At 45.8% G+C, this 23,802-nt stretch carries 21 protein-coding genes and 3 pseudogenes; 8 read left to right on the top strand and 16 right to left on the bottom strand.

The features are described from left to right. Nucleotides 1–366 precede the first annotated feature (366 nt). The 3 genes and pseudogenes from UA76_RS25790 to UA76_RS16285 form a co-directional block, all read right to left on the bottom strand. Nucleotides 367–1,074 (bottom strand): annotated as a pseudogene (locus UA76_RS25790) (AAA family ATPase); the annotation flags it as partial. A gap of 11 nt (nt 1,075–1,085) precedes the next feature. Continuing rightward, nucleotides 1,086–2,243, bottom strand: coding sequence for an exonuclease SbcCD subunit D (locus UA76_RS16290; protein ID WP_047048312.1), 1,158 nt, complete (start codon nt 2,241–2,243; stop codon nt 1,086–1,088). A 100-nt stretch (nt 2,244–2,343) separates the two neighbouring features. Next, entirely contained in the window at nt 2,344–3,429 is a 1,086-nt protein-coding gene (locus tag UA76_RS16285; RefSeq protein WP_047048309.1) for a ketoacyl-ACP synthase III, read from the bottom strand. A gap of 179 nt (nt 3,430–3,608) precedes the next feature. Between UA76_RS16285 and trxC the strand changes: the two genes are divergently transcribed. Both trxC and UA76_RS16275 read left to right on the top strand, forming a co-directional pair. Then, nucleotides 3,609–4,055 carry a thioredoxin TrxC gene (trxC, locus tag UA76_RS16280; protein WP_047048306.1) on the top strand — a complete coding sequence of 149 codons (447 nt, stop codon included), beginning with the start codon at nt 3,609–3,611 and terminating at the stop codon, nt 4,053–4,055. A gap of 221 nt (nt 4,056–4,276) precedes the next feature. Next, nucleotides 4,277–5,436 (top strand): annotated as a pseudogene (locus UA76_RS16275) (MFS transporter). A gap of 406 nt (nt 5,437–5,842) precedes the next feature. Here the strand turns inward: UA76_RS16275 and UA76_RS16265 are convergent. From UA76_RS16265 to UA76_RS16250, 4 genes are read right to left on the bottom strand one after another with little or no spacing between them, the layout of a single operon-like run. After that, the gene (locus UA76_RS16265; protein WP_047048300.1) at nt 5,843–6,946 is read right to left on the bottom strand and encodes a CHASE4 domain-containing protein; all 1,104 of its coding nucleotides are present in this window, start codon (nt 6,944–6,946) and stop codon (nt 5,843–5,845) included. Next, nucleotides 6,943–8,304 carry an ATP-binding protein gene (locus UA76_RS16260; protein ID WP_157617657.1) on the bottom strand — a complete coding sequence of 454 codons (1,362 nt, stop codon included), beginning with the start codon at nt 8,302–8,304 and terminating at the stop codon, nt 6,943–6,945. The genes UA76_RS16265 and UA76_RS16260 overlap by 4 nt, the downstream gene beginning before the upstream one ends. Further along, the gene (locus tag UA76_RS16255; protein WP_047048295.1) at nt 8,250–9,401 is read right to left on the bottom strand and encodes a histidine kinase dimerization/phospho-acceptor domain-containing protein; all 1,152 of its coding nucleotides are present in this window, start codon (nt 9,399–9,401) and stop codon (nt 8,250–8,252) included. Before UA76_RS16255 ends, UA76_RS16260 begins: the two co-directional genes overlap by 55 nt. Nucleotides 9,402–9,457: 56 nt before the next feature. Beyond that, nucleotides 9,458–10,168 (bottom strand): type 2 periplasmic-binding domain-containing protein, encoded by a 711-nt coding sequence (locus UA76_RS16250; protein WP_157617656.1) that lies wholly within the window; start codon nt 10,166–10,168, stop codon nt 9,458–9,460. 251 nt (nt 10,169–10,419) lie between these two features. On the opposite strand from UA76_RS16250, the gene UA76_RS16240 reads away from it, so the two are divergent. The 4 genes from UA76_RS16240 to UA76_RS22595 all read left to right on the top strand — a co-directional run bounded on the left by UA76_RS16240 (nt 10,420) and on the right by UA76_RS22595 (nt 14,092). Continuing rightward, nucleotides 10,420–12,096, top strand: a complete 1,677-nt coding sequence (locus tag UA76_RS16240; RefSeq protein ID WP_047048287.1) for a response regulator — start codon at nt 10,420–10,422, stop codon at nt 12,094–12,096. Between the two features lie 40 nt (nt 12,097–12,136). Continuing rightward, on the top strand, nt 12,137–12,496 hold the full coding sequence (locus UA76_RS16235) for a response regulator (RefSeq protein ID WP_047048284.1): 360 nt from the start codon (nt 12,137–12,139) through the stop codon (nt 12,494–12,496). Further along, entirely contained in the window at nt 12,493–13,353 is an 861-nt protein-coding gene (locus UA76_RS16230) for an EAL domain-containing protein (RefSeq protein WP_047048282.1), read from the top strand. The genes UA76_RS16235 and UA76_RS16230 overlap by 4 nt, the downstream gene beginning before the upstream one ends. Before the next feature lie 286 nt (nt 13,354–13,639). Further along, nucleotides 13,640–14,092 (top strand): Crp/Fnr family transcriptional regulator, encoded by a 453-nt coding sequence (locus UA76_RS22595; protein ID WP_052772078.1) that lies wholly within the window; start codon nt 13,640–13,642, stop codon nt 14,090–14,092. A 44-nt stretch (nt 14,093–14,136) separates the two neighbouring features. On the opposite strand, the gene UA76_RS16220 is transcribed toward UA76_RS22595, so the two are convergent. The 6 genes from UA76_RS16220 to UA76_RS23145 form a co-directional block, all read right to left on the bottom strand. After that, on the bottom strand, nt 14,137–14,412 hold the full coding sequence (locus UA76_RS16220) for a nitrogenase-stabilizing/protective protein NifW (RefSeq protein ID WP_047048334.1): 276 nt from the start codon (nt 14,410–14,412) through the stop codon (nt 14,137–14,139). Nucleotides 14,413–14,555: 143 nt separating this feature from the next. Beyond that, nucleotides 14,556–16,004, bottom strand: coding sequence for a M48 family metalloprotease (locus UA76_RS16215; protein WP_238322331.1), 1,449 nt, complete (start codon nt 16,002–16,004; stop codon nt 14,556–14,558). Next, entirely contained in the window at nt 16,001–16,303 is a 303-nt protein-coding gene (locus UA76_RS24850; RefSeq protein WP_238322330.1) for a hypothetical protein, read from the bottom strand. Before UA76_RS24850 ends, UA76_RS16215 begins: the two co-directional genes overlap by 4 nt. Before the next feature lie 121 nt (nt 16,304–16,424). Further along, nucleotides 16,425–17,024, bottom strand: a complete 600-nt coding sequence (locus tag UA76_RS16210; protein ID WP_157617655.1) for a LemA family protein — start codon at nt 17,022–17,024, stop codon at nt 16,425–16,427. Nucleotides 17,025–17,132: 108 nt separating this feature from the next. Next, nucleotides 17,133–18,944 (bottom strand): ABC transporter ATP-binding protein/permease, encoded by a 1,812-nt coding sequence (locus UA76_RS16205; RefSeq protein WP_047048275.1) that lies wholly within the window; start codon nt 18,942–18,944, stop codon nt 17,133–17,135. A 64-nt stretch (nt 18,945–19,008) separates the two neighbouring features. Continuing rightward, nucleotides 19,009–19,386 carry a nitrous oxide-stimulated promoter family protein gene (locus UA76_RS23145; RefSeq protein ID WP_075202590.1) on the bottom strand — a complete coding sequence of 126 codons (378 nt, stop codon included), beginning with the start codon at nt 19,384–19,386 and terminating at the stop codon, nt 19,009–19,011. Nucleotides 19,387–19,540: 154 nt separating this feature from the next. Here UA76_RS23145 and UA76_RS16200 point away from each other — a divergent pair, with 154 nt between their 5' ends. Further along, a complete protein-coding gene (locus UA76_RS16200; RefSeq protein WP_047048273.1) occupies nt 19,541–19,750 on the top strand; it encodes a DUF2986 domain-containing protein in 210 nt (69 codons plus the stop codon). A 50-nt stretch (nt 19,751–19,800) separates the two neighbouring features. Here the strand turns inward: UA76_RS16200 and UA76_RS16195 are convergent, their stop codons facing one another. After that, nucleotides 19,801–20,307, bottom strand: a complete 507-nt coding sequence (locus tag UA76_RS16195) for a DUF3087 family protein (protein ID WP_047048271.1) — start codon at nt 20,305–20,307, stop codon at nt 19,801–19,803. Between the two features lie 152 nt (nt 20,308–20,459). Further along, complete coding sequence (locus tag UA76_RS16190) at nt 20,460–21,107, bottom strand: glutathione S-transferase family protein (RefSeq protein WP_047048267.1); 648 nt, start codon at nt 21,105–21,107, stop codon at nt 20,460–20,462. Between the two features lie 573 nt (nt 21,108–21,680). Between UA76_RS16190 and UA76_RS16185 the strand changes: the two genes are divergently transcribed. Then, nucleotides 21,681–23,105, top strand: coding sequence for a lytic polysaccharide monooxygenase (locus UA76_RS16185; protein ID WP_202906955.1), 1,425 nt, complete (start codon nt 21,681–21,683; stop codon nt 23,103–23,105). Nucleotides 23,106–23,226: 121 nt separating this feature from the next. On the opposite strand, the pseudogene UA76_RS16180 reads toward UA76_RS16185, so the two are convergent. Then, a pseudogene (locus tag UA76_RS16180) lies at nt 23,227–23,702 on the bottom strand (LabA-like NYN domain-containing protein). Nucleotides 23,703–23,802: the final 100 nt, after the last annotated feature.

The raw sequence follows: 23,802 nt of genomic DNA, 5'->3' as shown, positions 1-23,802 counted from the left end.
CAAATCTGGCAACAAGTCGAGTTTCTGTTTTGCCTCTTCGTGCGCTTTCTGGGCATTGAATGAATGCTGCTGTTTGTCTTTTTCAACATTTAACGCCTGACTAAGCCGAGGCTTGATATCTTCCAATCCCCTCTGTGCTTGTTCTTTTCGATTAAAAGGCACATCCAGTGATAAAGCCAAGTTGGCATGATTACGCTGACGTTTTAACGCCTCAATCTCTTGTCCATTTTCTTGATGAAGCGTTTGTTCTTGGATGAGATTAGATAATTGCTCATGCTTATCGACGAGTTCTTTCGCATCCTTATGACGCTTTTGCGAAGCAGCAAACTCTTCTTGACGTAAGTTAAGCGATTCTGTCTTTATCGCAAGATCGGCTGAGACATCAACTTGAAGCGCATTGAGATCTTCTTCAGTCGCAACATCAACGACGTCTAGCGCACCTTTAATCTGGTTATCAAACTGTTCTTTAGCTTTGCGAATACCGGCCGCTTTATCAAACAAGCTGCGCTCGATTGCGGTATAAATATGGGTCTGAAATAGTTGACCAAAGATCTGCTCGCGCTCTTTTGAGTTGGCGGTAAGGAGCTCCCTAAATTTGCCCTGCGGCAAAACCATAACTTGGCGGAACTGTTTTACATCCAAACCAATCAAATCAAGAATCGCTTTCGAAACTGGCGTTGGCTTGTTCGCTAATAGCTGTTCTTCCCCTTCGACAATCTCATAGAGCGACGCAGAGTGAGCCTTTTTCGTTGTGCCCTCTCCGCGCTTTTTAGGCACTTGCTGATCAGGACTACGAACAATTCGGTATGTCTTGCCTGATAGCGAAAAGTCGAGACAAACTTCGGTCACCAATCCCGCATCAGCAAAATCACAGCGCATTTGATCACCGGTACGTTCGCTACCCGTTGTCTCGCCATATAGAGCGAAGCAGATCGCGTCGAGTATTGAGCTTTTCCCTGACCCCGTTGGGCCGTTGATTAGAAATAGTGGCGCGTGGCCGAGCAAAGAAAAATCGATGGTCTCTTTCGCGGCAAAAGGGCCAAACGCTTGTATGGTTAACTTAATAGGCTGCATTTAGGCTCTCTTTATTGATTTCGCTGCTGTAGGGTCAGTTCATTGATGATGCTTTCAATCGCAACAGATTGTGCTTCACTTAAGGGCTCTTGCTTCGCTTCCAAGAAAAAATCTTTGAACATGTCGATTTCGCCTCTTGCCAAACGGGCTTTACCCATCTCCTGATCTTCACCGATTAACATGCCTGGCTTTTCTAGGTGCAAAACATTCGGATAAGCCTTACGAAGTTTCTCCATTGGGTCTAGGATGGCATGCTTATCCATGAGTCGAACCAACAAGTAATCATGATTTCGAGGGTCAGTAGCACCTTGCGCGATAATATCCTCTAACTCCCCTTCAACAATTCGCATCTGGTGCGGCGCTTCTAACGGAATGTGTGTCGCTGATTGAAAACCTTGTTGATCGATTTCCACTAGCGTCATTCCTTTTTTCTGATGCTGCTCAGAAAAGCTGTACTTCATCAACGAGCCAGAGTATCGAATATAGTCTTCACCTTTTTTTTGAGGCTGATGAAGATGCCCCAGAGCAACATAGTCAAAGTCTTTAAAATGTTCATGGCTGACTCGGTCAGAGCCGCCGATCGACAATGGCCGCTCCGACTCAGAATCTATAGCACCATCAATAAAGCAGTGGCTAACCACAACAGATTTACGCTCCGAACTACCCTTTTCTGAATGATGGTCGCGAACTAAAGCCGTTAAGTGTTTATGAGCGTCATCGTGCGTCGTCGCTGGCACTTTGTAGAAATGGCGAACTAATTCAGGGTCGTTGTATGGGATCCCATAGAAAGCGACTTCAAGGCCATCACTATCTTTTAAGATGATGGGTGACAACATATCTTCAAATCGGCTAATAATATGCAGCCCAGATGGTTTCATCTGTTCGGCACCAAAACCCAAGCGCTCTGCGCCATCGTGATTACCCGAGATCAAAATCATCGGTGTGTTTAGCTCACCACAGATTTTCGTCACCGTTTCATTGAGAAGCGTAATCGCCGCTGTCGGTGGAACCGAGCGATCGTAAATGTCTCCGGCGACCACCAGCGCATCGACCGGGTTGTTTTCGATGTATTCGATAATTTGCTCGATCACCGCGCGTTGATCATCAAGCAAAGAAACATTATGGAATTGACGGCCTAGGTGCCAGTCTGACGTATGGAGAAATTTCATTTCAGCCTTGAATGAGCGTAGGTATTGGTTGTTATGTTTCGAATATACCAAAAAAAACCACCGCATCGCACGGTGGTTTTTCGATTACATTAAGTGAGTATTACTCTGGGCGATTTTTACAATGTTCAACAGCCGCTTCCAACAGTTCCAACGCCGATTTTTCGCACGTTGGTAGCGAGGCATCGCTCGTCGAGATTGGCGTAACGCGCTCACCCCATTTGATGTGGCCAGCACCCCAAGTCAAACCCGCACCAAACGCTGCCAGAAGCAGGTTATCGCCCGGTTTTACTTTACCTTGCTCTAGCGCTTCACACAGTGCGATTGGTACCGTTGCCGCCGAGGTATTGCCATAGTTCTGAATGTTCACAAAGGCTTTGTCTTGCGCGATACCAGAAAGATCGCACAAAGTTTGGATGATTCGGATATTAGCTTGGTGAGGAATCACCACGTCAATGTTGTCCGTAGTAAGCTGAGAACGCGCCAATACTTCGGTTGCCGCCGCGCCCATACCTTTAACAGCACGCTTGAAGATCTCTTTGCCAACAAAGTTGAAATCCCAGTGACCATTGTCTGCAGCAAAACGATCCATACAGGTACCAAACTTTGGTACGGCTAGGATATCACGGCCACCTGAATCGCAGCCTAGCTTCGCTTGCTGTAGGCCAACTTGCTCTTCGGTTTTCGATAAAATAACCGCACCAGCGCCGTCACCAAATAGAACTGCAGTGTCGCGCTTCGTCCAGTCAATGAAGAAGGAAAGATGTTCAGCACCAATGACCAATGCGTGGCGATAGTTGCCCGCTTGAATTAAGCGTGTCGCGGTTTCAAGTGAGTATACGAAGCCAGTACATGCCGCATTTAAGTCAAAGGCAGCCGCTGCTTTGATGCCAAGGTTTTGAGAAACCTTAGAGGCAGTATTAGGAATCAGTGAGTCAGGAGAACACGTTGCGACAATAACGACATCAATGTCATTCGCTTCAATCCCTGCACATGCCATCGCGTGCTGCGCAGCAACGGTGGCCATATCCGATGTTTCTACGTGACTAATACGTCTGTTTTCGATTCCAGTTCGTGTTCTTATCCATTCGTCAGAAGTTTCAAGGAAAGTACTCAAATCTTGGTTTGACAGGATCGCAGGTGGTAAGCATTTTCCCCAGCCTGTGATTTCTGCGTAGTTCGTCGTCATAGTCAACCTATTAATACAATAGTTATTACCGATTAATGAAGCATTGTTCATTAAAATAAGGTGCGGTAGAGTTTCAATATACCTAAACAGTATAAGCAGTTTGACTTGTACTGTCTTGTCACATTAATAAAAACAAAGATTTTCCAAACTATTGCTCAACACAAGGAAGCCTTATTGCTATGTCTACTAGTGCGTCTACCATTACAACTCGTTGCCCTTCATGCAAAGGGCTAAATCGCGTGCCGACAGATCGTGTATCAGAGTCGCCAAAATGTGGGAAGTGCCAAACAGCCCTGCTTGATGGTGCACCTATCGAAGGGACGGAGCTGAACATCGATGGGCTTCTGAACAGCGATGTTCCTGTTGTCATCGATTTTTGGGCCCCTTGGTGTAATCCATGTGTTGGATTTGCTCCTGTTTTTAGTGATACAGCCGAAGAGTTCAATGGTCGCGCACGTTTTGTAAAAATCGATACTGAAGCTCAGCAAATGCTTGGTGCAAAGTATCAAATTCGCAGCATTCCAACCGTTATGGTGTTTAAAGGTGGCAAGCGCGTTGATGTTATCAACGGTGCACTGCCAAAATCGCAATTTAATCAATGGTTAAACCAAGCATTGCTTAAATAAGATTGACCAGTTAATTCATAAAGAACCTGCCTGAATATGTAAACTTTTGGGCAGGTTTTTTACATTTTATTCGGCATTTGAAAGCTAATGCCTATCGATAAATTTTATTTGTCGATACGACCAATATTTTTCGTTTTACCCACCACTTTCAACTCCCTATATTCGCCCCGAAATCATTCGCTTACTTTCCTGTTTTCTGTTTCGATTCGGAGGCTCCTACATTGGAAAACACACTTGTTTCAACGCCAAAAACACACATTTATGTGCCTGTTGTTGCGCTAACTCTATATGCGGTTGCATCTGGCTACTTAATGAGCCTGATCCCTTTGATGCTGCCTGAGTATGGATTAGAAAGTAGCTTGGCGAGTTGGCTAGCAAGTGCGTTCTATGCTGGGCTTTTGGTCGGTGCATTGGCGATTGAGCCAATCGTTGCAAAGTTTGGTCACCGCAAAGCGTATACCTACTGTTTAGTGGCATTTATTTCCACAATTGCGGCAATGCTGCTTCTTCCGAGCTCTATGGGCTGGCTTGCCGCACGTTTTATTGCAGGTATTTCGGTTGCTGGAATTTTTGTCATCGTTGAGTCATGGCTGCTTCACGGCGATGAGTCAGGACGCGCTAAGCGCCTTGGGCTGTACATGGGAGCGCTATACGGCGGCAGCTCACTGGGGCAACTTGGTATTGGCGTTTTAGGCATTCAAGGTAGCGTGCCGTTTATCGCCATCGGTACTTTGCTGATTTTGGCTGTACTGGTTGTTGTGTTTGGCGACAGCGAACAGCCTCCGCAAGAACATACTGAAGCCATGTCTCTTAAGCAGATCATGAAGCTTAACCATGCGGCGATTATTGGCTGTGTTGTATCAGCCTGACATTAGGCGCTATCTACGGATTAATGCCTGTGGAACTGAGCCAGCGCCATATTCCGACCAGTGATATTGGCACGCTCATGGCGTTGATCATCTTGGGCGGTATGGCAGTGCAACCTATGGTGCCTTGGGTATCGAAGTTCTTTGGTCGCACACTATTAATGGCGATGTTCTGCCTAATGGGCGTTGGCGCATTGGCATTAGCTGCATCTGACGCTCGCCTGAGTGTGCTTGCAGTGAGTTTGTTTGTCATCGGAATGGCAACATTCGCGCTATACCCTATTGCAATTAACTTAGGTTGCGACAAGTTGGAGGCAAACCACATTGTCTCAGCAACACAAGTGATGCTATTTAGCTACAGCGTGGGATCGGTAATTGGGCCAATGGTCGCCGATTTGTTCATGGCTGGCGAACATGGATTGATGGAATACTTGTTCCTAACCTTGATGGCGACCTGCGTCTACATGCTATTTGCCAGTATCAAAAACAAAGGGCACATCGTCGCGGGTGAGTAACCCATTAACGAACGCCTACAGATCAACACAAAAGCCACGCCCTGCGTGGCTTTTTCGTTTCTCGCTGAATTATAAGTTCATGTATCTGGAGCTTGCGTTTTCCCGCTACCTTGAAGTCAAATATGCCTGATAACAATCACTGCGGTAGATCGGGTATCAGCTAGTTCGTTTAGGTCGACAGGTTGACATATTACATCAACATCGAAAACCTGGTCCGAAAGCCCAATCACCTGCAATCGCGTGGTTAACTGAACTCGCTTTCTCTGCGCGTTGGTCTCGAACAACCAACGACTGACTTCTAGACTTGAGTCATCTCTTGTGGTTATCAATAACTCAAGCGGTTGACCTATAACTTGGTAAGGCTCCAACTGTAACCAGTCGATCGCAGCAGGATTCGCGTACTCTATCAGCTCGCAGCATTTAAAGTGATGATTGCGTCGCCAATCGCGTTGACCACTTGCTGATTGAACACATTTTGCTGACGGGCATTAGAGTAAAGATCATAAACCCGCTGATAGATGGCAAGCAGCTCGCTCGGTAATGGATCACTCGGTAATGGATCGTCTGGTACTTGCGCTAACCGCAAGCCACCTTCACTTTTCACCATAGTTTGGAGCTGCTTAATCGGTGAAAGCAGTGATAGTCTCAATTGTAACCAAAGCACCCAAATGATCATGGCAACAAATACCATTAACCACCCAGTACTCGCCTCTATCGAACTGGGCTTATCCGAGAGCTCAATCGACAGCACCAAATTAGCTGGTTGAACAGAGCCATCTTTCAGCCTCCCTTGATACTCAATATCAAACCCTAATTCTGTTTCTTGCAGCTGCACAAGCTCGATTTCAATGTCATTTCGATAACTTACACGAAGGCGCTGCTGAGCGGCACTCGTAAAGTGAAAGGCAAGTTGATGCCCTAGAATTTTACTGACTCTCTGCGTCAGTTCGCGATTAACCTCTTTAACCCAAGTAATGAGCCCCGTTGAATAGCCACCTCTCGAAATCAGAGCAGAAGCGTACATGTAGATGCGGCCATCTATGAATAGGAGTCCATGATCTGGAGAGAGTTCCTTAAGCGCCGCTCTCTCCTTATCCATTGCTTTTTGATCACTAAGAAGCGCACTGACATTAAGTGCAATGCCCGAATAAACCGTTGAGTGACTATAGATACCGATTCCGTTGGCGTTTTGCACGTACACCATGTCAACGCTCTCATCAGTGAGTTTCCGACTGGCAAACAATCGAGTCAAAGAAGAGTACTGATTGTCTTCTATGGCATCAAAGAGCGCGTGCAAGTTTGCCTTAAGTGCGACCTGCTCTCTGAGCATGCCGAACTCCGTCGCCACCACTTGGGACACAGGGAACTGATAGTTCTTGGCAATCTGATTTTCCCAAAATGTCCGCTCCATCTTATGGCTCTTAAGATAAGCAAGCCCAACAGTAACAACCGATACGATAAGAAACACCGCAACACATCTATCGAGCACAGTAAACAAAGAACGATTCATGAACCGTTCTCCAATTCACCATCAAGTTCAAATTCCTGTCTTATCTCTAACTCATGCTCAATTTGTTGACCAAGCTCCACCAACCTCTCGGTAACAAACTCAACGTTTAACGCTAGCTCTTCATGGGAAAATGCGGCCGCGTTCTCTTCTATTTGCTTGGCAACTTGCGCTATATGCTCTGCGCCTAAATATAAACTGCTCCCTTTAATTTTGTGGGCAACCGATGCCAACCCATTAAAATCATTGGATTCAAACATTCGTTCAAACTCAGCAATGTCATCTCGATGATTAACGCGAAACGTGGAGAGAATGTCAGAGGCAATTGACCAATCGCCACCACTCATCATCAAAACAGCATTAACATCAAATGGCTTGCTTGAAGGTAAAGGCAACGAATCCTCACCACCAAGCTTCGAAGTGTTTTGATCAAACTCACCCAAAGCTGGCTCAGTGAGCTGCTTCATAAACGCATCCAATGAAACACTGCTTGCGCTAGAAGAGCTCGCCTTAGCGCTGATTTGAATCGACTCTTTCAGTTTCGCTTCTAATGTTTCAATTGGGCATGGTTTAGATAGATAGTCATCAAACCCCGCATCAATACAACGTTTTGCAGCGCCACTCATCGCATCGGCGGTAATCGCAATCAGATATGGACGAATGTTGTTTCTCTCACCTGAAATAAGACTGGCCAAAGTGAATCCGTCCATTTCTGGCATGTGACAGTCGGATAAAATGATGTCGTAGTTGCCGTTTTCTTTATACATGACGTAAGCCAAGGAACCGTTCGGAGCGACATCGACGCTTACCCCCAACCGAGTCAGTTGGCCTAGAATCACTTGTTGATTCACTTCGTTGTCCTCAGCAAGCAATATGCGAAGTTGAGACAAATCCACGTCCGCTTGGCTCGCAATAACCTCGGGTAGGCTCTGAGGCACATTAGCCGAATCGTTACGACAAAGAGGAAGCGTGACTTGAAACAGGCTACCTCTCCCTACAATCGAGCTGGCTTTGATCTCGCCTTTCATCTCCTCGACGATCTCTTTACAAATACTCAATCCTAACCCTGTGCCCCCGAAGCGGCGCGTTATATCGCTATCGGCCTGAACAAACGGATCGAACAACCCAGCAAGCTTGTCGCTTGCAATACCAATTCCCGTGTCTCGAACTTGTAAACGCACTCGATCACACAACTTGCTCTCACAGCGAAGTTCAGCTTCAACATCCACTAAAAACAGGGACACTTCTATTTCACCATGCTCGGTAAACTTCACCGCATTCGATACTAAATTGTTTAGCACCTGCATCAGCCGCGTAGAATCACACAGATAACTTGGTGCAATTCGGTCATCGAACTGCACGACAATACTGAGCCTTTCTCTTCGGCTCTGTGCTGAAAGTTACCGATCACCGCATTCACTAAGTCACGAAGATCCGCTGGAATTCTCTCTAATGTCAGCTTACCCGCATCCATCTTGGAAAAGTCCAATACGTCATTTAGCAACGCCATGAGGTTTCGAGCAGAGCTGTTTAGACTGTCAAGAAGATCCGATTGCTGAGGGCTCAAAGGCGTAAACGACAAGGCCTCTGACATACCCAGAACTCCATTCATTGGCGTTCTGATTTCATGGCTCATACGGGCAAGGAAGTTTGTCTTTGCGTTGGCTTGGGCAAGCGCTTCGCTTCTTGCGATTTTGGCCTCTTGTAGCGCAACCTCTAAAGATTGCTGGATTCTTTCTCGCTTTTGTATTTGGCGATAGAAGATAAAGTAAATGACTCCAGCCATCAGAATAACTAGTCCTGCCAATACTAACGTACGTTGTAAGAAGAGCTCAGACTGATTCGTCCTGTAACCAAGCTCAACTTCTGCTACCCATTTAGAGGCCAGCTTCTTTTGGAAATCATCTCCCAAGGTGTGTAACCCTAGGTTTAATAACTCTCGATGAACAACACGGGATTTGGCAGTCGCAATCCTTGGCCAAAGAGGGTCGTCGATATCATTGGCTACATGCACTTTTAGCCCATAAAACTTGTTCATCTCGATTAAGTACAGGCTGTTTAAAAGCTTACCGATATAAGCGTCGGCTCGACCAGTTGCAACCGCAAGAATGGCTTCATTGGCCGTGTTCACATAGATCACTGGGTTTCGAGGTAGCATTCGACCAATCAAAACATTTTCATATTGGCCATGAACCAACACAAGCTTTTGGCCAGCTAACTCAGATACCGCATAGTAATCTCGTTCGCTGATTATGGCTGCCGAAGAACGATCAATGTCAGTTGTGAATCCCAAAATGGCCGAGCGACTTTTGGTTCGATAGACACCGGGAAAGATGTCGACTTCGCCTTGTTTCACCGCCTGAAGCGCATCTTGAAATGAGCGATAAGGAACGCCCTTAAAAGCCACTCCTAGACGCTTTGATAAGGCGTTCAACACATCTATCGTGTAACCCGTCATTTCAAAGCCTCCGGCAATAAAATACGGCTCCTCCCCTTGAACTACATAGGCGTAAGTCAGATCGGTGATTGAGCAATCAAACTCTGCTGGGCGAACGAAAGATGTTGGTAGTAACGACCAATCATTGGGGTAATCGCAGATGGATGATTATTGGTGACTTGTTGCCAGATTTTGTCACTGATGGCTTGGGGTGTTTGTCTAATCCCATCATTGATGTCTATCAGCAGTGACTTATCTGTTGATCGTGTCATCACTCGAAGCGCTATCGAGCTCTCACTGGCGATGCGAATGAACTGACTACTGAATCCTTGGTAACGCACTCGCTGTTCAGCTTCCGTCACATTCCAAGACACAAAGTAATTCACTTGTTTGAGATGCTGCACCACTTGTTGTGTATGGTTCTTGTGAATCAAAACCTGCTGCAAATCATTGAAGTGGCTCGGTAACAACTGTGGGGGAAGGTCAAGCGCCACAGGTGAACCTGGAAGCGGATCCCCAACTCGCTCGAAAATCGCAAGATCGACAAGACCAAAAGGAATACTGAGTCCGAATGATGCCTTGCTGCTCTCTACCGCCGTAATAGCAATCGCGTCTATTTGCTTACTTTGTAATTGCGACACTAAATCTTGATAATCACCCGAGACAAAACGGACATCATAGCCATATTCTTGGCCCCAATAACGCCAGTAGGTCTTCAGGTAGGCCTGCAAGTGGACCAAACTCAACGAGTCGGGATAATGGCTGCCTTCCTCACTGACCTTTGGCAAACCGACAATAATAGCTTTGTCTTACCACCCAACTCATCAGTGTTCGCAAACGCCAAAGTATTCAACAAAGCGCCCGTAATCAAAACACCAGCAACAAATGCCCAAAAACCTCGAATCATCACACCAACTCTGTATCCAAACCAAAATCGCGCACAGTATATTTATTACTCATTTCTTCTCCTGTTCTTTAGAGAACAGACTTTATTGATGAAATAGAAAATAATGCGCCGGATTTTCTGTGGGGTGATAGCATGCAAATTACGAACTTAGATTTTTCTCGACCAGCTTTGATTGTTGATGACAGCGCGATCTACCGAACGGCCACCAAAAGCATGCTGCAAAAGTTAGGTTGGGATACAAGTAGGATTCACTTTGCTCAAGATGCGTTAGAGGCGATTACTCAGTGCAGAACTCACAACTTTGGTTTAATTTTCGCCGACTACAACCTTGGAAAAAAGGCAAATGGATATCAGTTGATTGATGAACTGTTGTCACGTTCATTGATTACACCAGATTGCACCACAGTGATTGTGACAGGCGATGCAACGCCGGAAGTCGTCAAAGGATTCATCGAGTTAAACCCCGACGGCTACCTCTTAAAGCCAGTCAATTATTCTACTTTGAAACAACGCCTCCCTCAGTTTGCTAAAAAGAAGCAAGCCTTGGCTGCTGTGCTGGTTGCCCTTAGTCAGCAACGATATTCTGACGCCATCATGCTAGTAGATAGAATCAAAAGCTCAGATGAAGATATCCTTGCCTACGCTCAGCTACTCAAATCCAAAGCACTTATAGAACTTCATGAACACAAGCTCGCACAGTCCATCTTGATGAGTTTGCAGAGTAGTCCGGAGAGAGACGTGGCGACTTTAGAACATGCAAAACTAAAACGGCGCCTAAAAGCCTACCCTGAGGCGCTCTATTTACTTGATACACTTGAAGATAATCCCCTTCTTTCACCGCAAATCGACGAAGCACGCGCCGATATTTACGCAGATCAGAATCAATACCAACTCGCCATCAAAGCACTAGGCAAAGCGATTGAGGCCTCTCCAAAATCGATAACGCGTCTGTCTAAACAAGTGGCTTACTTGCTAGCAAATAACGATTTTTCTCCAGCACTTGCCGCGATAAAAAAGTTGATACAACAAAGTAAACACTCCTTTCGCAATTCAATACAGCCATTGTACTTGGGTGCTAGTATCCAGTTGGATCTTGCGCAGCAGCACTATGCCTCAAAACGCGACATGGATGTGGTTCTTATTAACCAATGGGTGTCCCTGTGGCGCGATCAGTACCCACGCAACAACTATCGAGTTTTTGAGCTACTGCTATTTGCACGAGCTTCACTCCTACAAGGTCATGCCGACAAAGCTCAAAAATTGTTTCAAGAATTTTTGGATGAGAAGCTATTGAATCAAGAGCTTTCACTACCGACCGTGCTTAAACTAGAACTGGTCAAAGTCGCCTATCTGCTTAAAGATGATGACCTTTATCGAGATACGGTTTATTCGTTAAACGAGGAGTTTTCTCAAAGTGCGACGGATACCGATCGAGCAATGATGTGTTACCTAGCAAAAGTACGTGTTGACCTTGAACGGAAGGGGATACAAGTGCGAGAGGTTAAATCTCGCGTTAACCACTTCATTCAAAATCAGCAATATGACCGTGCCATTACTTTGCTCACACGCCCCCTTCTAGACCAGTTCGCTGACGCTGAGATACATATGCTCACCTTGCAGGTGCTGACACATTGTTGGCCAACTCTTTGGCGACGTGGAGATGTCATCAAGCTGGTAATGAAATGCAAAGCTCGGTTACGTGCTTCAAAGCTTTCCGACACCATTGAGTACTACGAATATTGCACCCTTCTCTCAAGCAGCTTCAATCGAGAGATATCGACTCAGACATGCCAGACAAGGAAGAGGTAAACGCGACTGAAGAGCGGACTGTTTCGGGAGAAAATGCATAATGCCCCAACCTAATCAGATCCTAATTATTGAAGACGATGCATTTCATGCACGAATCTTGACTAAGATGCTGTCGAACCTAACACAGGCAAACATCCACCATGCTAGCGATGGAGAGCAAGGCCTTAACTTGGTCGACGCTTTCCAACCAGAAATCATCTTTTGCGACCTCAATATGCCCAACATGGACGGGGTACAGTTTTTGAATCAACTCGCTCTGACTTCTCAGCAGCCCATGATCATACTCACCAGTAGCGCTAATGAAGATGTTCAAAACGCGGTCGTCGATATGGCTCAATCCGTGGGTATTGGACAAGTCTCTGCCTACATAAGCCAATGTCAGTTGAGGCGTTGGCAATGAAACTAGAGGAATGGCAAAGCTTGAGCGTGAATCAAAAACCAAGCTGGATTCAGGCTTCTAGTCAAGGCATTAAGCTAGACGCCCAAGACGTGAAGCATGCCCTATTAAACAACCAGCTTCAGCCGCACTTTCAAGCGCATTTTGATGCTCAGTCTGGTGAAATCGTTGGCGCAGAAGCTTTGGTCCGTTGGGAGCATCCGCTTTACGGTTCGCTCACACCCAATCACTTTCTTCCTCTATTGATTGAACAGGACTTAAGCGGCACATTGGCTCTGAACATGATTCGCTCATCGGTTAGGCATGCCTCTAAATGGCACAAAGCTGGTCGAAGCATCAAGGTGTCGGTCAATGTCTTGCCCTCTGATATCGCTCAGCCCAATTTTGCCGACCACGTGCTGACGATATTAGATGAAGCTCAATTTTCACCGAACTACCTGACTCTTGAAATTACGGAAGAAGAGATTACAACGGATCTCACTAACACGATAGCCAACACAGCTCGTTTAAGAATTCGCGGGGTATCCATCTCAATTGATGACTTTGGCACTGGGCACTCTTCACTCAGCCAACTGATTCACAGCCCGTTCAATGAACTTAAAATTGACCGCTCGTTTGTGAACAAGATGTCGAGCAGTCCAAAGCATCTGGCCGTTCTAAAAAGTATCATCGATCTCAGTCACAGCATTGGGTTAAACATTGTCGCGGAAGGTGTTGAGACAAGAGAAGAAGCGAAGTTCCTCTCTGAACTGGGCTGCCAAACTTTGCAGGGCTACTATTTCAACAAACCGCAAGCCATCAACGAGTTCAATCAATTATTGATTCACTCCCAAACCAAGGTTAATCAACTTACCTATTGAATCAACGATAATTTCTGCTTTAATAATCCGACAGCCAAATATAAAAATAGCGAAATGGAGTCGGCATAAATGGAAATTGAGTGGCCTTGCGAGTTAAGTCAGGAAACTAAAGAGATGCTAATGGGCATCGCTCGCGAGTTGGACGCGTTTCCCAGAACCCCAGCAGCGCCAATCAAGGTGGGATTATGTATCTCACCAAGGGTATTGCGACGGTCACATTCAGCGGTGAAGGCACCAATACCATGAATGCGGGTATCTTTGGTCACGGTTTCTGGTTAGGCGGCGCGTGATTGGACAAAGCGTTCGTTACAAAGCCACGATTGAAGAGCTCGAACCTATTGAGATGTTGATTTTCCCTCAGGCCAAAATTGAAGAGCTCGCTAAAATTAACCCTGAAATCTACAAATGGCTTTATCACAGTACACATAAGACCCAACAGGCGTGGATCCGCGCGCAGATAAGTACCTTGTATGACAAAGAAACGCGCATCGTATCGAGCCTGTTAGAGATCGCGAAGTACATTCCTAACATTAAAGGCAGTTTTCAAAAGATCCACGCGTCTCAAAGGCAGCTTAGTTTGATAACAGGGATTTCTAGACCAAGGCTTAATGAGACGCTAAAAGAGCTAGAAGTTTCCAAAGAGATTAGTTTAGAGCGTGGAGTCATTCATCTATTGAAGCCTGATGCGCTACGCAAACGCATGGAGCGAGTCTCTCAGAACATGAGCGGGCATGAATAAGTAGCCGTGATTAAGTCGGCATGGACTGCTATATAAAATTGCGCTTAGCGCCGTTGACAAGTTGTACAGCCTCGGCACGCTGAGCGAGTGTGTTTATCGAGCCTGCCTCTTTGAATCTTACAGTACGCATTTTTTAGTGCGCGCCTTGCAGAAAACCAATCGTCCGGTTTCTCTAATATCAAGTAACCATTAAAGCGCTTGGCGAGCGGCACACGGTACTCATTGATAAATTGGCTATCGAAGCCGATCTCAAAATAATCCAGCGCTTGCTCGATAGAGGTAAATTCGGAAATGGTTTGAAGAATGTCTTTCTGACTCATTGGGGATCGGTTTATTTTGGCTCTAACTTGATCACTTGGACTTGGTTGGTCGAGCAAAACGTAAAAACTCGCCGCTCCAAGTTCGATCATTTTATCAGAACCAGAAACAGCGAGTTTTGAGTTGGATCAGTCCAGAATACCGCCTAATGAAGCGCGAGTGGAGGCGCTGGAACTTCGAGGAAGGAGGCAATCACTCGATAAAGCTCTGCCTCTTTCGTTTCGATCTTACCATCAGACTCAATCGACAGTTTACACGCTCGCAGAAAGCGTTCTTTACCACTAGGTTTCAATTGAACCAGTAAGTTCAACGACGCCTTGAGCTCAGAAAAGTCTGCCATCTCATGTCGATAGTCCACGCCTTTCCAACCCAACTCAGTCGTTGACGCCTCAAATGACTGGCTTGCTTCATGCTCATCCTTATGACTGCATTTAGCTAAGGTGTTAAGAACGATTAACGCTTGCGCTTTATGTTGTTCTAGCGAACGATTTCCTCGAATCGAACCTAACGGAGGAAGTACGAGCTTTTCAACTAAATTAATGACGCACCACTCTGAAAAGCTCAGTTGGTTATCACTGTCTGCCACATTGCTCAACGCATCCAATAACTGCTCTATTTGAGATTCACTAAGTGATTTTAATGCGGGTATCGCCAGTTCCAATAGAGGTAAACGCAAATGCACCGCTAATGTACTGTCCATCAGGTGCCCAACCTGCCCCACCAATCCCATTGGAATTTTGTCGAAGATACGTTTCTTTTGCTCTTCACTACCGTCGTACATCAGAAACAAGGGAATAAAGCGCGCTGAAAAAGGGTCACGAGCAAAATCGACAAGGCGCGGTGGAATACTCGCAATGACCTCTCTGCCAGCATTGGCAAGCTCTGATGGGTTAAGTTGATTTGAATTGCTGGAACCAACATCATTCATCGGTGCAGTCTGAGTAAATGCGCTGAAGCCTGCTACACTCCCTTTGGCTGACTGTGGTGTTTTTTTCGCATCGACCTTAAAACGTCCATCCCAGCTTGGATCGATTCGTTTGATCCGCTCGTCTAATGGTGGATGAGTGGCAAACCAACCATTCACACCATCAAAACAAGATTGACCAAACATCATATGGCTTGCCTCGTGGCTTGAGCGACTCTTCACCATAGAGCTTTGAGGTAGACTGCCAATTTTAATCAATGCTCGCGCAATGCCTTGGTCATTACGAGTAAACTGAACCGCACTGGCATCCGCAAGGAACTCCCGCTGACGTGAAATCGCGCCTTTGAGCATGGAACTGACCAACAAGCCAAACCAGCCGATAATGTAAAGCGCTAAACCGAGAGCGAAAATACCGATACCCGCTTTGCTGGAGTCTGAAGAGCTCGACGAGCGCACTCGAGATGAGCGACTTAACCCTTCTAAGACCGACTCACCCGTTTGCGCTAAACATGTGATGCCGAAAATAGCACCTATCAACCATGTATTTAACTTCATGTCACCATTCAGGATGTGGCTAAATTCATGCGCAATAACACCTTGCATCTCCTCTCGATTAAAGGTGTTCAGTGCTCCTTGAGTGACGCCAATGACGGCGTCATCAATACTCATTCCCGCCGCGAACGCGTTAAGCCCATTCTCTCCCTCAAGCACATAAACTGGGGGACGGGAATACCTGAAGCAATCGACATCTCCTCAACGATGTTCAGTAACTGGCGGTACTTCGTTTTCGACGTGTTTGTTGATACAAGTTTACCGCCTAGCCGTTGAGCGATGGTACTGCCACCATTGGAAGTAATTTCGATAAGGCGTACGCCGGATGCCATAAGCATTAAGACAGTTACAACACCAAGCGTCGGGATAAATACCTCTATCAAGTCAGGCAAAGTTGGCATTTTTGTATCGTCCATAAACAATACAAACACCACGGCACAGCTCACCAAGCTGCTACCAAAAGGAGCGCCAAAATAAACAGCAAGATTAAATGGAATGATCGCCTTCTTGCTTTATCTTGATGCTGAAAGAAGTCCATTAGAAGGCCACTTTAGGAGCGTCTTGAATCTCTTTACTATCAGCAAACTCCAGTAAATTGCCGTCTTGAAAGTTGAACATGTTGGCAAAGATGACCGCTGGGAACTGCTGTTTGTAAGTATTGTAGCCAGTCACACTGTCATTAAACGCTTGACGAGCAAAGGCAACCTTATTTTCTGTACTGGTCAGCTCTTCTTGAAGCTGAGCCATTGTGTCGCTTGCTTTAAGCTCTGGGTAAGCTTCCACAACCACATTGAGTTTACCGAGCGCATTGGTCAGCATGGATTCAGCTTGGCTGAGCATTGAAATGGCATCAGCACTATCTGGCGCCTGCTTGGCCGACTCTAAACCCGATAGCGCTTGATTACGCGCTTGAATCACAGCTTCGAACGTCTCTTTTTCATGAGACATGTAGCCTTTTGCTGTTTCGACAAGGTTGGGGATCAAGTCGTAACGACGTTTCAACTGAACTTCAATTTGCGCGAAGCTGTTTTTAAAACGGTTACGTAGCGTGACGAGTTTGTTGTAGATACTTACTGCGTAAAACGCAACAAGCAGAATGAGTACAAGTAGAGTCCAAAATGCTGTCATGATCTTCATCCATTATGAGTTTGGTCAATATGTTAACCCATAACTTATTGAACCTTAATGGAAACGAACCAAAATGGTTCGCAAAAATCAGATTTTTAGTTTGAACTCTACCGCTACCTAGTTTTTAAACTGAAGCTCCACCAATCGCTGGTACAAGTCACAGCGTTGCATCAACTCTTGGTGAGAACCCACATCCACCAACTCACCATGATCGAGAACCGCTATCTTGTCAGCGTGCTGAATGGTCGAAAGTCGGTGGGCGATGATGAGGGTTGTGCGGCCTTGCATCAACTCTTCCAAAGCTTGCTGAACGTGATGCTCACTTTCACTGTCTAACGCACTCGTAGCTTCATCAAGTAGCAGGATTTTGGGGTCTTTTAAAATAGCGCGAGCAATTGCGATGCGCTGTTTTTGACCGCCCGACAAACGTACGCCACGCTCTCCTAAGAAACTGTCGTAACCTTGTGGCAGTTTAGTAATAAAGTCATGGGCATGGGCCTTCTTCGCGGCTTCGACGACTTCATCGTTACTGGCATCCGGATTGCCGTAGCGAATATTGTGTAGAACATCATTACTAAACAGCGAAGGCTGCTGAGGTACCAACGCCATTTCACGTCGAAGTTGGCTTGGTTCAAACTGCGATAGCTCGATATCGCCGATAGAAACAGTGCCTTGCTGCGGGTCGTAGAAACGCTGCAGCAATTCAAACAAAGTGGATTTACCTGCGCCAGATGGGCCAACGAGTGCAAGTACCTTACCCTCTTCCGCAACCAAATTGAGGTTTGCAATCGCCTTCTGATCGGGACGAGATGGATAGCAAAAGTCCACACTGTCAAACTTCACATCGTGAGCTTTGGGCTCGACTATCGCACCACAGTTATTCGGCGCAACGATGTTGCTTTCCACTTGAAGAATCTCGATTAAACGCTCTGTAGCGCCTGCCGCACGTTGAAGCTCACCAAGCACTTCAGAGATCGTCGCCAATGACGATGCCACCATGATTGCGTAAAAGACAAATGCACCTAAGTCCCCTGCGCTCATCACGCCATTAATCACGTCACTGCCGCCAACCCAAAGCATGCCTGCAATCGCGCAGAAAACAATGACAATCACACCAGAGATCAAGATCGCACGCTGTTTCACGCGTTGACGACCAATATCAAACGCGCGCTCAACTTCATAGGCAAACGCCTGCTTTTCTTCTGCTTCACGCGAGTAGCTTTGCACTGTTTTAATGTGCTCAATCGCTTCACCAGCGTAACTGCCAACATCCGACATCGAATCTTGACTATCGCGGGACAGAGCACGCACGCGACGGCCGAAGAAGAGGATAGGAACCAAGATAAATGGCACCGATATCAGAACGATAAGAGTGAGTTTGATATTGGTAGCAAACAGCATGACCAGCGCACCCAAGCACATCAATGCACTGCGCATGGCCATAGAAAACGACGACCCTATAATACTTTGCAGCAAAGTCGTATCAGTGGTAAGGCGCGCCATGATATCGCCGCTGCCATTTTCCTCGAAATAGCTCGGGTGCAATGTCACCACATGGTTGAACACAGCAAGTCGAATGTCGGCGCTTACTCGTTCACCGACTGACGAGACCAAGTAAAAACGAAAGAAAGTTCCGATGGAAATCAGCACGGTCACGCCAACAATGAATTGTATGGCTTGCGTTAACTGCTCCACCGATTGCTGAGCAAATCCATTATCAATAAGCAGACGTACCCCGTGTCCGACAGACAGGGTTAACCCTGCGGTGAAAACCAAAGCCAGCAAAGCAGCGGCGACTTTAAACTTGTAGGGTGCGATAAACTTGCCTAACTCTAGCAAGATAGCCAAATTCTTATTCTTGCCTGTTGAAGCATCGTTTTTGGCCGACGTGCGCCTTGCTTGGCGACTGTTTTGATGTTGAGCATCCATTATTATTAGTATTTCCTTTTGGTCCCTTGTTGGGGCCTCTTATAGATTTGGTTCAATCTGAGCTTTACTTATTCATACGGGCTTTACGATTGGTCATATTACTTGGTTTACTCGGCACTGGCTTTCTCTCATGAAGCAAGTGTCTAATTGCCAAGATGGGATGAGGAAGTAGCATTCTTGGCCCCGAGTACCGCATTACTAATCGCATCTGCTCTTTAGGTTCTGATTTATAGCAATGAATTGGGCATTGATTACACGTTGGTTTTTCTTGTCCATATGGACAACGATCGAGTCGCTGCTCAGCATAAATCAGTAAATCATTGCACGCTGCGCATAGTCCTTTACTCGAATCATGATGCGACCGGCAGTAGATCTCCATCATCGATGCCACCGTTTTAAACTCGGTTTGTAGTTTTCCTTGTAGGATTTCGCTGCTTTTCATTCTATGACCGATATCTCTGGGTAAAGCTCACTCATTTGAATGAGTAGAGTATCATTCATATAGCCAGATAATTTGCGGTTTGTCACTAAACACTATATTCTCGCTCGCTCTTTTCCTAGCCAGCCTATTTCCTGAATTTAGAGAGTATGTAGCGATGAACCGTAAAAAGAAAATCAACGAGATTCTAAAGAAGAAACAAAAGAAAGCGAACGCTAAGCTGCATAAAAGCAACAAGCCTAAGTACATCTCTAAAGCAGAGCGTGCAAAACTAGAAGCTGAACAAGCAGAAGCGGTGCAAGCTGAAACTGAGCAAACTGAAACAGCTAGTCCAGAAGCTGGCGCGCACGAAGCAGACGCGCAGTAAAAACAAAAACGACACAAATAAGTTAGACAGTAACTAACTGACTTGCTTGGCTAAAATTGACTCAGTACTGATGAATCATATTTAGAAATATCCAGCTCAATCCCAAACTCTTTCGCTAACTCGTCAAGTTCGGTTTGAGCTGCATTTAAGCTACTCATAGTGATGGTATTGTCGTCCAGTTTCCACAACTGACGTGACCCTTCGTAGCTAAATTGAAGTGCAAGCATTGCATCTGCATTGCCCTCTTTAGAAGCTGCCTTGAGCGCTCTGTTCTTTCGATAGATCAAATTGAGTGCGTGTTTAAGATCCCACACGTAAGCTACTTCTTTCATCTTTGGATGACTTTTCAACTTAACCAGTGCGACGCCCACGCCAATTCCACTGACTACAACGCCTAATAAGTTCCAATGAAAGTGCGAGCCTGCTTCCGACGGAAACAAAAAGATCAGCGTTTGAGAAATAGCCAAACTCGCAATGGCTAGAACAGCGATACAAGTGACAATGACATAGTTCAAACGGGAGCGGTATAACTGCTTATCAATATTCTGTAGTTGCATTCAATAGTCCATTAATGGCGTGATGATCGCTAGGTGCGTTGTCGAAACATTTGATTATACATGGCGAGAAGTTAGGTTTAAGCAGAGGTTTGTTGCAAACGATGTCTTTGCCCCAACAACTTACAAAGTAAACCATTGGGACAATGGTTGAGTTAATCTGATGCTTTAAAAACCGTTAGGTCAATCCCCTCAATTTCACACACTTTTTGAATAGTAGAAAGCGCGCATAACCGCTTTAAGTAAGCTCTCAGATGGGTAAATGTTAGTGGTGACTTTTCTATAGGCAGCGACCATTCAGCCAACATGAATAGGAAGTAGTCACAAGCCGTTAGGCTATCCCCCAGCAAGTAGTCGTTATTGGCTAATTGTTTATCTATTACCGCCAACGCGTCTGCAATGCGATCATCTTGCGCAGCCACAACGTTTGGAATTGTATCTGGGTCATTGGTATGACGATGCGGGTAATAACGAACCATCAGTTCGGATTGCAGCGTATTATTTAAAAACGCCAACCATTGATAAAAGAGCGGCCTTTTAGGGTCACCTATCTGCGGCATTAGGTTGGCTTCAGGATGAAGTTCACAAATGTGCATACAGATCGCAGGGCTCTCAAAGATTGGCTGTTCATCGACTACAAGCGTTGGAATTCGACCTGCTGGATTGAGCTTTAAATACTCCGGTGATTTCTGAGAATTGGATTTTTTATCGACTAACAACAATTTATAGTCAGCTTTAACATGATGGAGCAAAAAGTGTGGTGCAAGGCTGGCATTATTTGGGTAGTAATAGAGCTTAAACAAAACTGACTCCTATGATTTAGGCAGTGCAAGTGATAGAGACGAGTTCACGAAGATTCACCATGAAAGCTTTCGAAATCATGCTCAAACAGCTACTCATCTGATTTGCGCAACAGATTAGTTCAACTCAAACTGACTGTAACCCTCTTTGGCGATAAGTTACCTTCCACTTCTCAAAAATGAGCAGACGGTCCTACGAAAACCCGTGTACTGGTCGATGCCCTTGGTTCTTTAGGCTCAAATTTGGAGGGCAATTTGGGGTTAGGTTTCAATTCCTTTCAATAGTGTGCACTTAGTTCCAAAACTAAATTATATGCCATAAAAATGACATATTTAGGTTAATGCTCAGCTCATATTTTATAAACGATATTATTAACTGTGATGTTAATTCCTTTCAAACATCATGACGCTTTTCATATAGCAACTTCTGCCTATATTTTTTCCTGTCTCCCGACAAAAACAACAAGCAGTACACGAAACGCCTACCTCAATTATCGTTTCGTCAAACGGCACACCTACATAGAGAGTAAAACAGTGAAAAACAATAATATTATTCAAGCCGCAGTGGGACTGGCGATGCTATCGGCGCTGCCAACCACCGCACATGCGCACGGTTGGACAGAATTTCCAAGTGCTCGCCAAAACATATGTTACGAACAAGGTGGCATTTGGTCTGGCAACCCGCCCAATGCAGCTTGTGCGCAAGCCAAAGAGATTTCAGGTACATACCCATTTGTTCAGCGTAACGAATACGCGAAGAACATTACCGATTACAACAACATGGCGGCAGTAAAGGCAGCAATTCCAGATGGAACGCTTTGCTACGCCAACGATCCTCAAAAGCAAGGAATGGGCGCTCCCCATACAGGTTGGACTCGCACCGAAGTTAGCGCAGGCACTTTTGAATTTGTTTTCAACGCAACCGCCCCTCACAACCCATCTTTCTGGGAATTTTACCTGACTAAGCCAAGCACAGATCTAAGCAAAGCACTCGCATGGAGCGATTTGGATTTAATCCAAACAGCAGGCAATATTCCTGTCGAAGGCGGTAAATACCGCATGGATGTCACCATTCCTTCAGATCGTTCGGGCGATGCAATCTTATTTGTCCGTTGGCAACGTAATGATGCAGCAGGCGAAGGTTTCTATAACTGTTCAGATATCACCATTGTTGATGGCCAAACTCCTCCTCCTGAGCCACCACCAGAGCAAGATCTCGTTCGCGGTGAGCGATATATCCCAGTAGATTTTGTCGGCCCAGAACTTGGTGATACGGTTAAGTACGACATCATCAACAAGTACGGCGATGTAGCGCGTAGCTTCTCAATTGATGTTGATGCTAACAACGTCAACGATTGGGAGCGCCTACTGGCTTCTGAAATCAACGGTTGGCACGCGGAATTTAAAGATGGCGCAGTATTCATTGGTGACTGGCATGAAGAGATGTCTCACTACATGTACTTCCAAAATGACCAATCTCGCAATTTCTTTAACTCAAGAGATGCTCGCGCCTCCGGCAAGATCACGGTAATCGAAGGTGATGACGGTGGTACTGAGCCACTCACCGGTGACATCTATGAGCTTGTGAAGAGTGACAAAGTCGTCAATGCTGGCGACAAAGTGGTGATTTCCACTAGTGAAGCCGCAAACTTAACCCAGGTTCAAGGCACAAGCGTTAGTATTGAAAACAATGGTTCAACGTCCATCGTTGTTGATACCAGCGCCGTGACTCAAACTGAAACTTTATCGTTTGTGGCTGATGCGATTTTTAGTGAGCTCAGTGAAACCTTCACATTTGAGGTGATCGCTGACGATGGTGAACCAGGCCCAGGGCCAGGTCCAAACCCTGATGCTTGGGACTCATCAAAAACCTACGTAGGTGGTGAAGTCGTTTCCTACGACAATGAGAAATGGGAAGCACAATGGTGGGTGCAAGGTGGTTCTGACCCTAAAACTACCTATCAAAACGATCAGTGGGGAGTTTGGCGTCCAGCCAACTAATCCAATGTGAATTAGGTCATTAAAACCTGCATAAGAAAGCGAAAGCCACTGCATAGTTGCAGTGGCTTTTTGTTTCTAACTGCGACGAAACAGCTAAGTAAGTTGTTAAAAGCGCTAACCGTTATCGCAGTAGCAGATCATCATCTATCGGTGTGAACTGACTAGCTGCATCAACCAAACTTTGGGCGGTCAGCCCTGGTACGCCAAATACTTCAACACGCTTATTAAAACGGTCGCGAATTCTGTCAGCAAGTACAGCGAAATCCCCATCACCAGACACTAGTACAATGGTGTCGACCTTTTCTGCCCACTCAATCGCATCGAGGCAATACCAACATCCCAATCTCCTTTCGCACTGCCATCTCGGCGCTGAATAAACGGTTTTAATTCAACATTAAAGCCAACACCACGGAGGATGTGGTGAAACTGCCTCTGTTTTGGGTCGTTACTAGCTATCGCATAAGCATTCGCTTGAATCACTTCCCTTCCCTGTGTTGCCACATACCAAAACTGGTTGTAATCAAAGTTGGCCCGGTATTTCTCTTTAGTGGTGTAGTAGACGTTTTGTACATCAACAAAAATGGCGATCTTTTCCATGGTCAATTTATGGTTCTCATATCGCTCAACACGAGCAGTTTGGGGGAAACAGGCTGACAAAAGACAACCAAACGAGAGAACAGATAATAACTCAAATGGT

This window comes from Vibrio mexicanus (assembly GCF_001012815.1).
GTDB lineage: Bacteria > Pseudomonadota > Gammaproteobacteria > Enterobacterales > Vibrionaceae > Vibrio > Vibrio mexicanus.
Note: the sequence above shows the minus strand (reverse complement) of the source record. Positions and strands in the feature narration are given on the sequence as shown.